The organism is Rhodanobacter spathiphylli B39 (genome assembly GCF_000264295.1).
Classification (GTDB): domain Bacteria; phylum Pseudomonadota; class Gammaproteobacteria; order Xanthomonadales; family Rhodanobacteraceae; genus Rhodanobacter; species Rhodanobacter spathiphylli.
Window position 1 is genome coordinate 16872 of the sequence record NZ_AJXT01000048.1, and the last position, 13994, is coordinate 30865.

Consider the following 13994-nt stretch of genomic DNA (forward strand, 5'->3'; position numbering starts at 1 on the left):
TTCACAGGGCGTCGGCGTCGAGTTCGCCGGTGCGGATGCGGATCACCTGATCCACGCCGGTGATGAAGACCTTGCCGTCGCCGACATTGCCGGTACGTGCGGCTTGCTGGACCTCGTCCAGCACCGCGTCGAGCAGCTCGTCGGGAACCACCACCTCGACCTTGAGCTTGGGCAGGAAGTCGACGACGTACTCGGCGCCGCGATACAACTCGGTGTGACCCTTCTGGCGGCCGAAGCCGCGAACCTCGGTCACCGTGATGCCCGAGACGCCGACGCGCGCAAGCGCATCGCGAACCTCGTCGAGCTTGTACGGGCGGATGATGCTGGTGATCATTTTCATGGGCGGCTCCGCGGGAAATGGAATCAGAACGACCTGGCCAGGCTCAGCAGCGCCGTGGCGCGGCCCAGGTAGCGGCCTTGCGCATTGGTGTAGACGGAACGGCGCGCATTGCTGTCGTAGTAGCCCAGCGCCACGGACCAGGTGCTGCCGAAGTTGCGGGTCACGCCGAGCTTCCAGTCGCTGTACGAGGCGCCGGGCACGTTCTCCACGCGCTGGTGGCCGGCATGCGCGTTGAGCTGCCAGCCCGGTGCGAGGGGCTGGTTCCACGACAGGTCCAGATAGCCGCTGTGCTCGCTGTCGGCATAGCCGAACAGGTTGGTGAGGGCGTACGAGTACTTCAGTGACAGGCTTTTCCAGCCGAGCGCGGCGTAGAGCTCGCTGGTGTTCGGCAGGGTGAAGCCTGCCGGGTAGCTGCCCGGGTACTGGTAGCGATACGCGCCGAGGTCGACGCTCCAGTCACCACCGAGGCTGCCGCGCCAGCCGCCGTAGAAATCCAGCTCCACGCTGCTGGAAACCGGCGCGGCCGTGGTCGAGCCATCGGACAGCCAGCTCACATTGCTGCCCCAGCCGCCGACATACCAGCCGCCGGCATGATCGAACTCCGCCCCGGCCTGCATGGCGGGCTTGCGGTTGCTCTGCGACAGCCCGCGAAACAGGTAGTCGCTGACCACGCCGGCATTGCCGACCCACTGGCTGGCCGGCGCCTCGCCGGCCACTGCCGGCGTCATCGCCGATGCCATGCAGGACGCAGCGAAGAACCGCACTGCCAATCCGTATCGCGTCATGAATTCATCCCCCTGCGTTCGGAGCTTGCGGCAGATGGACGTCCAGACGTCCGTCCATCTTCGTCGGTTCACGCTTTGCATGACCCTCAAGCCGCTTCAGCAAGCCGCGTGCCAGCGGGCGCAGGCCTTGCTGCAGCCCGATCCCGGCTGCAGCCGGGCCTCCGCCATGGGGCATCCGCACCAGTCGCACGCGCGGAGCGGGGGGCTTTGCACCGTTCCAGTGCGCTGCGCGTTCGATGCCGACGCCGCCTGGCCGCGCGCCACCGTGGGGGCAAAACCCGTAAGCTATGGCGCCTGCTGCCGGCCGGCACCCTCCATCCACGCAACGGACTTACCCGTGATCGATCTGCTCCACGTCATCCTGCTCGGCATCATCGAAGGCATCACCGAATTCCTGCCGATTTCCTCGACCGGCCACCTGCTGATCGCGGAAAAGTTCGGGCTGGGCGCCCGCTCGGACCTGTTCAACATCGGCATCCAGGCCGGCGCGATCCTGGCGGTGACGCTGATCTACTGGAAGCGCATCTGGCAGCTGCTGACGCAATGGCGCGACCCGCTGAACCGCGACTACCTGCTGAAGCTGGCCGTCGCCTTCGCGATCACCGCCGTGCTCGGCTTCATCGCGGTCAAGCTGGGTTTCAAGCTGCCGGAGAAGGTGACCCCGATCGCGTGGGCGCTGGTGATCGGCGGCCTGTGGATGATCGCCGCCGAGCGGCTGGCCGCGCGCCAGCCCGAGCGCAGCGAGGTGACCTGGCGCGTGGCGATCCTGGTCGGCATCGCGCAGATGATCGCCGGCATCTTCCCCGGCACCTCGCGTTCGGCGGCGACGATCTTCGCGGCGATGCTGTTCGGCACCAGCAACCGCGCCGCGGCTACCGAGTTCGCCTTCCTGGTCGGCATTCCCACCATGTACGCGGCCACCGGCTACGAACTGCTGAAGGTGGTCAGGGACGGCCGCGCGGTGCACGAGGACTGGACCGCCCTGCTGGTCGGCTTCGCGGTCTCGGCGGTCGTCGCGTTCATCGCGGTGAAGTGGCTGCTCGGCTACATCCGCACGCACACCTTCACCCCGTTCGCGATCTACCGGATCGCGTTTGGCGTCGCGCTGTTGCTGTTCATCCCGGCGGGAACCTGAGCCCCACATGACCCGGATGCGCCTGCTCGACCTGATCGTCGACACGGCCAGTCAACGGGTCACCCGCGACGGCGTGGCGCTGAACGTTGCCGGCCTCAATTTCCGCCTGCTGGCCTGTCTGCTTGCCAGCGGTGACGCGGTGGTCGACATCGACACCCTGATGGCCGAGGTCTGGGCGCCCGCCGTGGTCAACGAAGAGACCGTAACGCAACGCGTGAAGCTGCTGCGGCAAGCGCTTGGCGACGACAGCCGGCAACCGCGCTACATCCGCTCGGTGCGCGGGAAGGGATATCAACTGTGCCGTGCGCCGGAACCTGCCGAGCCGGGCCGGAAGCCGTCCCGGCCCTGGCTTGCCGCCGGCTCAGCGCTCATTCTCGTGCTTGCCGGTGCGGGCTTCTGGCTGGCCTCGTCGCGCTCGGCGGCGCCTGACCCGGTCAGCCCGCTGGTGCGCCGCGCCGCCTACTATGCCGTCATCGGTCAGCCCGAGAATAACGAGCGCGCGTTATCGCTGTACCAGCAGGCCTTGCAGGCCAATCCCGATGACACCCGGGCCATGCTCGGCCTCAGTCGTGCATCCAGTGCGCGGGCATGCCTGTTCAATGGCGGCCGTGCCGACATCGCCCAGGGCGAGGCGATGGCGCGGCGCGTGCTGGCGCGCGATCCGCGCAACGCCGCCGCATGGGCCGCGCTGGGTTACGCGCAGGACTGCGCCGGCCGCATCGACGACGCGATCGCCGGCTATGACCGCGCCATCGCGCTTGATCCCGCGGACAACGCCACCCGCGCGTCGGTGGCCTATCTTTACCAGGAGAAAGGCCGACTGGCCGACGCCTTGCGCCTGAACCTGCAGGTGCCGGCCGAAGCACCGCGGGTACGTTTTCGCGACACGCAAGTGGCGCGCGAGCTCGAGCTGCTCGGCTTCACCGCTGCCGCGGACGCGCGCTTCGCGAAGATCTTCCAGCTGGACCCGGACAACGTCTTCAACAATATCGCCTGGCCAAGGTCGTTGTACACGCAGGGACGCCATGGCGATGCGCGCGTGGCGCTGGCCACTGCGTTGTCGCGGCACACGCCGCACCCGGACCTGCTGGTGTTGCAGGGAGAACTGGCGCTGCAAGGCGGCGATCGTGCCGGCGCCGTGGCCGCATTCCGGAAGGCGGTTGCACTTCGTCCAGAGGCGACCTTGCCGCAGACCTTGCTGGCGCTGTATGGGGAACCCCGCGTGGCGAATGCCCGGATCGATCAGCGCATCGCCGAACTGACCTCCGAGCTGCGGCAAGGCCAGCCATGGCCAGGCAGCATGCTGGAAATTGCGATCCTCGAACTGGCCCACGGCAACCGGAACGGCGCTGTGGCGGCGATAGCCCGCGCCATCGATGCGGGCTATCGGGACCGCGCCTATCTGCAGGTGTCGCCGCTGTTCGCGGCGCTGGCGGGCGACCCCGATTTCGCCCGCCAGCTGGCTCGCATCAACGACGACGTCACCCGGCAGCGGCAGCAGGTGCTGGCCGCCGACTGGAAGCCCGCCGGCCTGCCGCCAGCCACGCCCTAGGGTGTGGTTGCGCCGAGGATGTAGCGGCTGATGATCTCGCGCGACTGCGGATGGGCGTAGCGCTGGTTGTAGGCCGTGCTGGTGACCACCGCCACCAGGTGACGTTCGGGCACCAGCAACACATAGTTGCCGCCGTTGCCGGACATCGACCACGCCGCGACGTCCTTGCCGTCGACCGTGAAGTGGAAGTGCCACCACAGGTAGCCGTATTCCGCGTCCTCGCGCGGCTGCGCATGCGGGGTCGTCATCGCCTTGATGTAGTTGGCCGAAATCACCTGCCTGCCGTTCCAGCGGCCATCATCGAGCACCAGCTGGCCGATCTTCGCCAGATCGCGGGTGCGGTAGCGCGTGCCGCCACCGCCCATGCCGATGCCTTCCGGCGACGTGTTCCACTTCACCGCGGTGATCCCAAGCGGCTGTTCCAGCACCTGCGCCGCGAACCGGGCGAGCGGCTGCCCGGCAGCGCGCTCCACCGCGGCGCCGGCCACGAAGGCGCCCGCGGTGCAGTAGGAAAACGAACGCCCGAACGGGCTGTCCGCCGGCTTGTCCATCCACGGCGCGAAGCCCTTCACCGGCAGCGCCAGGGCGAAGTCCAGCCAGCGCTCGCTGACGTACATGCGCTCTTCGTTGCCGCTGGAAAATTCATTCTCGTCGTTGCACTCCCACAGCGAGCTCATCGTCAGCAGGTCTTCGAGCGTGGTTTTGGCCAGCCGCGGGTCCGCCGGCTTGTGGCCGGGGAAGAAGTCGTAGACCGGCGCGTCCACCCCACTGATCAGATGGCGATCGATCGCGGCGCCGACCAGCAGGGCGGTGATGCTCTTGCTGGCCGAGCGCACGTCGTTGAGGGTGTCGGCCGTGCTGCCGTTGAAATAGTGTTCGTAGACGGTCTTGCCGTCCTGGACCACCATGATGCTGGTGATGTCCTTGTAGGTCTTGTCGGCGATCTTCGCCTCGACCGAGCTCAATCGGGCAAGGTCGGTGGCGTGGACGGTGGTGGTGGCGAGCAGCAATGTGGCAAGCAGATGTTTCATGGGAATTCCTGGCAATGCGGTCGATCGGCCGCTGGCGCATGAGGCCAGAGCGGCGGATGAAATGCCGGAAACGCACCTGAAGAATTATGAAGTTGCCGCTCAAGCCGGCAGCGAGGGCTTGCTGCCGCTCACTCGCCGGTCGCGATCCGGCGCACGGCCGAGCAGTGTGGCCCTGCCCGTGCCGGCGCCAGCGTGACGGTCAGGCGACGGCGGCCAGGGGCTTCTCGCGCACGGGCCTGGGCACGCCAGGCGTGGCGATCGTGCACTGGTTGGTGCGGTCGAACAGCTCACGCACCCACTCGATGAAGGCCTGCACCCGGGCGGACAGGTGCTTCTTCTGCGGATAGACGATCCACACCGGCTTGCCGGTGGAGGTGGTGTCGGTCATCACCAGTTCGAGCATGCCCTTGTCCAGCAGGCAGGCCGCCATCATCCGCGGCATCTGGGTGATGCCCATGCCGGCCGCCACCGCCTGCAGCACCGATTCGCCGTCGTTGATCAGCATGTGCGCGTCGATGTCCACGCTCATCTGGCCGCCCGGCGTGTCGAACTGCCACTGCCGCGGGCGGCCGTTCGGGTAGACGTAGTTGATGCAGCGGTGGTCCTTCAGGTCCTCGATGCTGCGCGGCGCGCCGTGTTTGCGCAGATACTCGGGCGAGGCGCAGACGACATTGCTGAGGTAGCCGATCTTGCGCGCGATCAGGCTGGAATCCTCCAGCTCGCCGACGCGAATCGCGCAATCCAGGCCTTCGCCGTTGAGGTCCGAGGGCGAGTCGCTCATCGACAACTCCAGCCGGATGTCCGGGTAGCGCTGCTCGAACTCGGTCAGCCGCGGGATCACCGCGGCGCGACCCACCGACAGCGAGATGCCCACGCGCAACTTGCCGGCCGGCTTGCTGTTGGCGAAGTTCAGCGCCTCGGTGGCCTCGGCCAGGTCGGCGAGGATCTCCTTGCAACGTGCATGGAACGACGCCCCGTCGTCGGTCAGACGCAGGGACCGGGTGGAGCGGAACAGCAGCCGGGCGCCAAGCTGGGTTTCCAGCCGGGAAACCGCCCTACTGACGCCGGAAGGGGTCATGCCCAGCTGGCTGGCGGCGGCGGCGAAACTCTTGGCCTCGACCACGCGGACGAAGGTCGAAATGGCGGAAAAGTCTTCCATTGCTTCAATTCCTCGTCGATTCGTGACTGTGGCGCACGAGTGTAATGCGCAAGAACCGGGTTTTCTATACCGACAAGTACACCTATTCTCTCGACCCTCGCCGGGAACCCCTGCCCGGCCACCAAGGTTCTGGGAGCGCAAGATGAAAAAACAATGGATGCTGGTCCCGCTGATCGCCGTCACCGTGCTGGGCAGCTGGGTGCTGCTGCACGGCACCGACAGCCAGGCGCAAACCCCCGCCGGCGGTCCGCTGCCCGAAGTCACCGTGGCCCAGGCGCTGACCCGCAAGGTCAGTGACAGCGCCGACTTCACCGGCCGGCTGGAAGCAGTCAACACGGTGCAGGTGCAGCCGCGGGTCGGCGGCTTCGTCGAGTCGGTGCACTTCCAGGAAGGTGCACCGGTGCACAAGGGCGACGTGCTGTTCCAGCTCGACGCCCGCCCGTACCAGGCCGAGGTTGACCGGCTGGTCGCCAACCAGGCACAGGCGAAGGCCGAACTGAACCTGGCCGAGACCAACCAGCGCCGCGCTGAAATGCTGCTGGCCCAGCACGCGATCGCGAAGCAGGAAGCCGATCGTCAGGACACCACCGCACAAAGCGCACGGGCCCAGCTCGGTGCGGCCACCGCCGCGCTGGCCGCGGCACGGCTGAACCTGGACTTCACCCGGGTGCGTTCGCCGATCGACGGCCGCGTCAGCAACGCCCGCGTCACCCCCGGCAACCTGGTCACCAGCAGCGACGTGCTGACCAGCGTGGTCTCGGTGAACCCGGTCTATGTCTACTTCGACGTCGACGAGCAGACCTGGCTCAAGCTCGACCATCTGCGCGCCAGCGCGAAGCAGGCCGGCCACAACGCACGGATCGAGGCGGCGATGGGCCTGGCCGACGAATCGGGCTACCCACATGAAGGCCGCCTGGACTTCGTCGACAACCAGTTGCACACCGGCTCCGGCACGATGCGCCTGCGCGCGGTGTTCGACAACGCCGACGGCCTGTACACGCCCGGCCTGTACGCCCGCGTGCAGCTGCAGAGCGGCCAGGTGAAATCGCGCGTGCTGGTGGATGACCGCGCGATCGGCACCGACCTTGGCAACCAGTTCGTCTACGTGGTCGACAAGGAGCACAAGGTGCAATACCGCAAGGTCGACACCGGCGCGCTGTTCCATGGGCTGCGGGTGATCGAAAGCGGCGTGCACTCCAGCGATCTGGTGGTGGTCAACGGCCTGCAGCGCGTGCGCCCGGGCGCCCTGGTCAATCCGCAGAAGGTGGCGATGAGCTACCGGCTCCAGGCGGCGGACAAGGCGCTGGTCGAGCGCGGCGACACGCCGGATAGCGATTCGCGCACGGCGCAGACCAATACGGCCGCACCGCAAAGCCGACCGCAAGGTTGAACACGCGCTCCCTCCCCCTGCGACCAAAGGAAGTCCCCTTGCGGGACGTGCAGCAGGGGAGGGCTGGGGAGGGGTGAAGCCCCGCCAGCGAAGTGCGAAACCAAGAGCAAGAGCGTTACCCCCTCCCCACCTCCCCCTGCTGCGCAGGGGGAGGAGCAAAAGAAGACCGAAGCCGCGAAACGGCTTCGTCGAGGACTCTTTGCATGAAAAACATCGCCCAATTCTTCGTCGACCGGCCGATCATGGCCGCCGTGCTGTCGTTGCTGTTCGTGATCACCGGCTCCATCGCGGTGTTCCAGCTGCCGATCAGCGAGTACCCCGAAGTGGTGCCGCCCACGGTGGTGGTGCGTGCCGCCTATCCCGGCGCCAACCCCAAGGTGATCGCCGAAACCGTCGCCACGCCGCTGGAGGAACAGATCAACGGCGTGGAAGGCATGCTGTACACCTCCTCGCAGGCGACCAGTGACGGCGCGCTCACCCTGACCGTGACGTTCGCGCTGGGCACCGACCTCAACACTGCCCAGGTCGACGTGCAGAACCGCGTGGCGCAGGCGCTGCCGAAACTGCCCGAGGAAGTGCAGCGACTCGGCGTGACCACGCAGAAGAGTTCGCCCGACCTCACCATGGTGGTGCACCTCACCTCGCCCGACCAGCGCTACGACATGCTGTACCTGTCGAACTACGCGCGCCTGCACGTGAAGGACGTGCTGGGCCGCCTGAACGGCGTCGGCGACGTGCAGATCTTCGGTGCCGGCGAATACTCGATGCGCGTGTGGCTGGACCCGCAGAAGCTGGCGCAGCGCTCGCTCACCACCGCTGACGTGATCAACGCGATCCGCGAGCAGAACGTGCAGGTCGCCGCCGGTGCGCTGAACGCGCCGCCCGGTCCGTCCAACTCCGCGTTCCAGCTCAACATCAACACGCGCGGCCGGCTGGTCAGCGAGGATGACTTCCGCAACATCATCGTGCGCACCGACACGAACGGTGGCGTGACCCATCTGGGCGACGTGGCGAAGATCGACCTGGGCTCGAACAACTACGCGCTGCGCAGCCTGCTCGACAACAAGCCGGCGGTGGCGCTGCCGATCTTCGCGCGGCCGGGTTCCAACGCGATCCAGATCTCCGACGAAGTGCGCACCACCATGGCGCAGCTGAAGAAGGAGTTCCCGCAGGGCGTCGACTATTCCATCGTGTACGACCCCACGGTCTTCGTGCGCGGCTCGATCGAGGCGGTGGCGCACACGCTGCTGGAAGCGATCCTGCTGGTGGTGCTGGTGGTGATCCTGTTCCTGCAGACCTGGCGCGCCTCGATCATCCCGCTGGTGGCGGTGCCGGTATCGCTGATCGGCACGTTCGCGGTGATGTACCTGGCCGGCTTCTCGCTCAACGCGCTGAGTCTGTTCGGCCTGGTGCTGGCGATCGGCATCGTGGTCGATGACGCGATCGTGGTGGTGGAGAACGTCGAGCGGCATATCGAACTGGGCGAAACGCCGCGCAACGCGACGCGCAAGGCGATGCACGAGGTCACCGGCCCGATCGTGGCCACCGCCCTGGTGCTATGCGCGGTGTTCATCCCGACCGCCTTCGTCAGCGGCCTCACCGGCCAGTTCTATCGCCAGTTCGCGCTGACCATCGCGATCTCCACGGTGATCTCCGCGTTCAACTCGCTGACCCTGAGCCCGGCGCTGGCCGCCGTGCTGCTGAAGGGCCACGACGCGCCGAAGGATCGCCTCACCCGCGGCATCGATCGCGCCTTCGGCTGGCTGTTCCGTCCGTTCAACCGCGTCTTCCATCGCGGTTCGGAGCGCTACGTGGGGGGCGTCAAGCGCATCGTCGGCAAGGGCAAATTGGCGCTGGTGGTGTACGCCGGGCTGATCGCGCTGACCTGGTTCGGCTTCTCGCACGTGCCGACCGGCTTCGTGCCGGGCCAGGACAAGCAGTACCTGGTGGCGTTTGCGCAGCTGCCCGACGCGGCTTCGCTCGACCGCTCCGAGGACGTGATCCAGCGCATGGGCGAGATCGCCCTGAAACAGCCGGGCGTGGAGCACGCGGTGTCCTTCCCCGGCCTGTCGATCAACGGTTTCACCAACTCGACCAACTCCGGCATCGTCTTCGTCACGCTGAAGCCGTTCGAGGAACGCCGCGACGCTTCGCTGTCGGCCGGTGCGATCGCCGGCGCGCTGAACCAGAAGTTCGCCGCGATCCAGGACGCCTACATCGCGGTGTTCCCGCCGCCGCCGGTGATGGGCCTGGGCACGATCGGCGGTTTCCGCCTGCAGATCGAGGATCGCAGCGACCGCGGCTTCGACGAGCTGTACAAGCAGACCCAGAACCTGATCGCCGCCAGCCGCAAGGACCCGGCACTGGCCGGCCTGTTCTCCAGCTTCCAGGTCAGCGTGCCCCAGGTGGACGCCGACGTGAACCGCGAGAAGGCCAAGGCCGAAGGCGTGAACCTGGGCGACGTGTACCAGACCATGCAGGCCTACATGGGCTCGCTCTACGTCAACGACTTCAACCGCTTCGGCCGCACCTACCAGGTCAATGTGTCGGCCGACCCCGCGTTCCGCCACACGCCGCAGGACATCCTGCAGCTGAAGACGCGCAACGCGCAGGGCCAGATGGTGCCGCTGGGTTCGTTCGTCACCGTGCAGCAGGGTGCCGGCCCGGATCGCGTGCAGCATTACAACGGCTACGCCACCGCCGAGATCAACGGCGGGCCCGCGCCGGGCTACAGCTCCGGCCAGGCGCAGGCGGCCATCGAGAAACTGGCCAAGGACAACCTGCCCAACGGCTTCAGCTTCGAGTGGACCGAGCTGACCTACCAGCAGATCCTGGCCGGCAACACCGCGATCCTGGTGTTCCCGTTGTGCGTGCTGCTGGTGTTCCTGGTGCTGTCCTCGCTGTACGAGAGCTGGTCGCTGCCGCTGGCGGTGATCCTGATCGTGCCGATGGTGCTGCTGTCCGCGATCGCCGGCGTGTGGCTCAGCGGCGGCGACAACAACATCTTCACCCAGATCGGATTGATCGTACTGGTCGGACTGGCGTGCAAGAACGCGATCCTGATCGTGGAGTTCGCCCGCGAACGCCAGCATGAAGGCATGAGCCGCCACGAGGCGGTGCTGGAAGCGGCCAAGCTGCGGTTGCGCCCGATCCTGATGACCTCGTTCGCCTTCATCATGGGCGTGGTGCCGCTAGTCACCTCGCACGGCGCCGGTGCCGAGATGCGTCACGCGATGGGCGTGGCGGTGTTCGCCGGCATGCTCGGCGTGACCATCTTCGGGCTGATCTACACGCCGCTGTTCTACGTCCTGATTCGCGCCCTGGTCGAGCGTCGCGAGGCACGCGCGGCCGAACGCGCCGCCGCGCATGCGCTGCCGGCGCTGGAGAACCACTGATGAAAACCTTCACGACAGACACCCGTAGGGCGGGCATTGCCCGCCACAACGCCACGGCCGGCTCCAACACCATGGCGGGCAGTGCCCGCCCTACGCCCCGACGCGCGGTTTTCGCCGGGATGAAGGTCGCGATTCGCGCCACGGTGCTGGCAAGCGCGCTTGCGCTGGCCGGCTGCATCACCGTCGGCCCGGATTACCACGCCACGAAACCCGCCACGCCGCAATTGCAGGGACTGGAAGCGGCACAGGAAAGCAACGCGCAGTTCCAGGCCACGTGGTGGAAGCAGTTCAACGATCCGACGCTGGATGCCCTGATCCAGCGAGCCGCGGCGAACAACCTCGACCTGCGCATCGCGGTGGCGCGGTTGCATGAGTCGCGCGCACTGCTCAGCGGCGCCAAGTCCGACCGGTTGCCGACCATCGATACCAGCGTGAACTACACCCGCAGCCGCGGGCAGCAGCCGGGCTTCAGCGACCAGCGCAGCACCACGACGACCTACCAGGCCGGCTTCGACGCCTCGTGGGAGCTGGACCTGTTCGGCGGCGTGCGCCGCTCGGTGGAAGCGGCTGGCGCCGATCTCGGCGCCAGCGAGGCCGCGTTGCGCGATGCCCAGGTCAGCCTGCTGGCCGAGGTCGCACGCAATTATTTCGAACTGCGCGGCAGCCAGCTGCGGCTGGACATCGCCCGCCGCGACATCGACAACCAGCGCCAGACCGTGCACCTCACCGAAGTGCGCCAGCAGGTCGGCACCGGCGCGGAACAGGACGTGGCCAGCGCCAAGGCCAGACTCAGCGCGGTGCAGGCGCAACTGCCGCTGCTGCAGACCCAGGCCAGCGCCAGCGAATACCGCCTCGCCGTGCTGCTGGGCGAGCGCCCGGGCGAGCTGGACATCGACGTGTCGCCGAAGAGCTTCACCCCGATCGCCACCAGCTTGCCGATCGGTGACGCCGGCGACGTGTTGGCGCGCCGTCCGGACGTCCAGATGGCCGAACGCGAATATGCCGCCGCCACCGCGCGGATCGGCGTGGCCAAGGCGGATTTCTTCCCGCATATTTCGCTGGGCGGCTTCCTCGGCTTCCTGTCCGGGCGCAGCAACGACTTCGGCAGCCCGTCGACACGGGCGTGGTCGCTGGCGCCCAGCATCAGCTGGTCCGGCCTCAACGTGCAGCGCGTGCGAGCGAACCTGCACGCCAGCGAGGCACGCGCCGATGCGGCGCAGGCGAACTACCAGCGCAGCGTGCTGGAGGCGATCGAGGACATCGACAACGCGGTCACCGGCTTCAACCAGCAGCGCATCCGCGTCGACCACCTGATCGAGCAGGCCACGCAGAGCAAGCGCGCCGCCGACCTGGCCCGCGTGCGCTACCAGGAAGGCGCCACCGGCTTCCTCGAACTGCTCGACGCCGAGCGCACCGAGCTCGCCGCCGAGGACGATCTGGCCCAGGCCGAGGCGGCGATCAACACCCGCGCCGTGGCCTTGTACAAGTCGCTGGGCGGCGGCTGGCAGGCCTGCGGCGACGAGCAGTGCAACGCCGTGGCCAAGGGCGACGCGGCCCCATGAGCCGGCCCGCCCGACGCGTCCCGACGGCGCCCGCGACCACGCCGGTCTACCGCGTGGCGCTGGTCAGCGGCGCCAATCGCGGCCTGGGTTTCGAGGTCGCGCGCCAGCTCAGCGAGCGCGGCATGACCGTGCTGCTGGGCGCGCGCGATCTCGACAAGGGCCTGCATGCGGCGCGCAAGCTGGCCGGCGCAGCCGGCGAGGTGGTCGCGGTGCAGCTCGACGTCACCCAGCAGGATCAGATCGACACGCTGGCGCGCTGGATCGAGATCACCTATGGCCGGCTCGACGTGCTGGTCAACAACGCTGGTGCCCACTATGACCCCGCGGTGCGCCCGGCCACCGCCGACATTGCCGCGGCGCGCGACGCGATGGACATCCATCTGTTCGGCAGCTGGCGGCTGTCCAGCGCGATGCTGCCGCTGATGCGCCGGCACGGTTACGGCCGCATCGTCAACGTCTCCAGCGGCTGCGGCGCCAGCACCACCGACAGCGCCAACTGCCCGGCCTATCGCGTCTCCAAGTCGGCGCTGAATGCGTACACGCGGGTGCTGGCGAACGAACTCGACGGCAGCGGCATCCAGGTCAACGCGGTCTGTCCCGGCTGGGTCGCCACCGACATGGGCGGCCCCGGCGGACGCGCCGTCGCCGACGGTGCAGCCGGTATCGTCTGGGCCGCCTGCCTGCCCGCGCCACTCACCGGCGGCTTCTATCGCGACCGCCAGCGCATCGCCTGGTAAGGCCGCGCACGTCGACTTGCCTGCTCCTGCTTCCGCGTGGGCTTGCTTGCGCGAACGGAGCAAACCCGAGGTTCGGTGCCTGTCCCGCCGTTCACCCGGAACGCAGGTGCGCAGCACCGAAGTCGAACGGCATCGACCCTCCACGCTCGATGGAACGGCGACGCATGCCAGCGGTGAGCAGTTTCCATCTTCGGCGGGCAGACTCCCCGCGCTAACCGGCACCAGCCGCGCTGTGCTGGGAATACAGTGCGTGCCAGCGCCCGTCCGCGTAGACGAAGACGTCGGACGAACGCACACCGCTGGCCGCGCCCTGCTTCGGGTCGTGGAAGGTGAGGATCGCGGTGTCGCCGTGGATCACCACGTCCTGGCCCGACGGGTGCGTCTTCAGCCACGCCTCGACCTTGCGCCGCTCCTCGTCGTTGCCGCGGTTCTTCGCGGCGTGCGCCATGATCGCGGCTTTTGAGTGCACCGAGCCGTCGGCGCCGACCGAGCGGTACTCGGGCAGCAGCAGGTCGTCGAGCCAGGCGGTGTCGCCACCGAGTTCGGCTTCCAGCCAGTGCTGGTCGACCGCGATCACCGCTGCCCTCGAATGTTCTGCCTCATCGCTGCCTGTCGCGGTGGCGACGGTCGCCGCGATGGTCCAGTTCACGGCCAGCACCAGCACGGCGATACACGCCACGGCCACGGAAAACCTGCGTTGTCTATGCATTGCTGCGACCCTCGTTGCGCGGACGACATGCCGCCAGGCCAATGTGTGGCGCGTGCGCGTCTGCCGCATCGTCGCGGTGACGAAGGCGCGCCATGCGGTGACAGGCGGATGAAACGGGGCACCCGGCGGTCATGGCATTGCACGGAACGCCGCCCGTACCGCCGCCGTACCGCTTGTCATCGCCAAGGCGCCGGTCGTC

General features: G+C 67.8%; 11 protein-coding genes. 6 read left to right on the forward strand and 5 right to left on the reverse strand.

Annotated elements, in window-relative coordinates:
- Position 1: 1 nt before the first annotated feature.
- Both UU7_RS14840 and UU7_RS14845 read right to left on the reverse strand, forming a co-directional pair.
- Positions 2–340: a P-II family nitrogen regulator gene (locus UU7_RS14840; RefSeq protein ID WP_007809690.1), complete on the reverse strand. Its 339-nt coding sequence runs from the start codon at positions 338–340 to the stop codon at positions 2–4.
- 23 nt (positions 341–363) lie between these two features.
- The gene (locus tag UU7_RS14845) at positions 364–1125 is read right to left on the reverse strand and encodes a TorF family putative porin (RefSeq protein WP_040673542.1); all 762 of its coding nucleotides are present in this window, start codon (positions 1123–1125) and stop codon (positions 364–366) included.
- Between the two features lie 337 nt (positions 1126–1462).
- On the opposite strand from UU7_RS14845, the gene UU7_RS14850 reads away from it, so the two are divergent.
- Together UU7_RS14850 and UU7_RS14855 are read left to right on the forward strand one after the other, a co-directional pair.
- On the forward strand, positions 1463–2260 hold the full coding sequence (locus tag UU7_RS14850; RefSeq protein WP_007809696.1) for an undecaprenyl-diphosphate phosphatase: 798 nt from the start codon (positions 1463–1465) through the stop codon (positions 2258–2260).
- Between the two features lie 7 nt (positions 2261–2267).
- Complete coding sequence (locus UU7_RS14855) at positions 2268–3812, forward strand: tetratricopeptide repeat protein (RefSeq protein ID WP_040673543.1); 1545 nt, start codon at positions 2268–2270, stop codon at positions 3810–3812.
- Here UU7_RS14855 and UU7_RS14860 read toward each other — a convergent pair.
- Positions 3809–4843: a serine hydrolase domain-containing protein gene (locus UU7_RS14860; RefSeq protein WP_007809699.1), complete on the reverse strand. Its 1035-nt coding sequence runs from the start codon at positions 4841–4843 to the stop codon at positions 3809–3811. The genes UU7_RS14855 and UU7_RS14860 overlap by 4 nt on opposite strands.
- Before the next feature lie 199 nt (positions 4844–5042).
- On the reverse strand, positions 5043–6002 hold the full coding sequence (locus UU7_RS14865; RefSeq protein WP_007809700.1) for a LysR family transcriptional regulator: 960 nt from the start codon (positions 6000–6002) through the stop codon (positions 5043–5045).
- A 142-nt stretch (positions 6003–6144) separates the two neighbouring features.
- Between UU7_RS14865 and UU7_RS14870 the strand changes: the two genes are divergently transcribed.
- The 4 genes from UU7_RS14870 (at position 6145) to UU7_RS14885 (ending at position 13086) form a co-directional block, all read left to right on the forward strand.
- A complete protein-coding gene (locus tag UU7_RS14870; RefSeq protein WP_157582333.1) occupies positions 6145–7392 on the forward strand; it encodes an efflux RND transporter periplasmic adaptor subunit in 1248 nt (415 codons plus the stop codon).
- A 203-nt stretch (positions 7393–7595) separates the two neighbouring features.
- Positions 7596–10787 carry an efflux RND transporter permease subunit gene (locus tag UU7_RS14875; RefSeq protein ID WP_007809703.1) on the forward strand — a complete coding sequence of 1064 codons (3192 nt, stop codon included), beginning with the start codon at positions 7596–7598 and terminating at the stop codon, positions 10785–10787.
- Positions 10788–10906: 119 nt separating this feature from the next.
- Positions 10907–12349 (forward strand): efflux transporter outer membrane subunit, encoded by a 1443-nt coding sequence (locus UU7_RS14880; protein ID WP_007809705.1) that lies wholly within the window; start codon positions 10907–10909, stop codon positions 12347–12349.
- Positions 12346–13086: an SDR family oxidoreductase gene (locus UU7_RS14885; protein WP_007809707.1), complete on the forward strand. Its 741-nt coding sequence runs from the start codon at positions 12346–12348 to the stop codon at positions 13084–13086. The genes UU7_RS14880 and UU7_RS14885 overlap by 4 nt, the downstream gene beginning before the upstream one ends.
- 211 nt (positions 13087–13297) lie before the next feature.
- On the opposite strand, the gene UU7_RS14890 is transcribed toward UU7_RS14885, so the two are convergent.
- Positions 13298–13771 carry a nuclear transport factor 2 family protein gene (locus UU7_RS14890; RefSeq protein ID WP_007809709.1) on the reverse strand — a complete coding sequence of 158 codons (474 nt, stop codon included), beginning with the start codon at positions 13769–13771 and terminating at the stop codon, positions 13298–13300.
- Positions 13772–13994 lie beyond the last annotated feature (223 nt).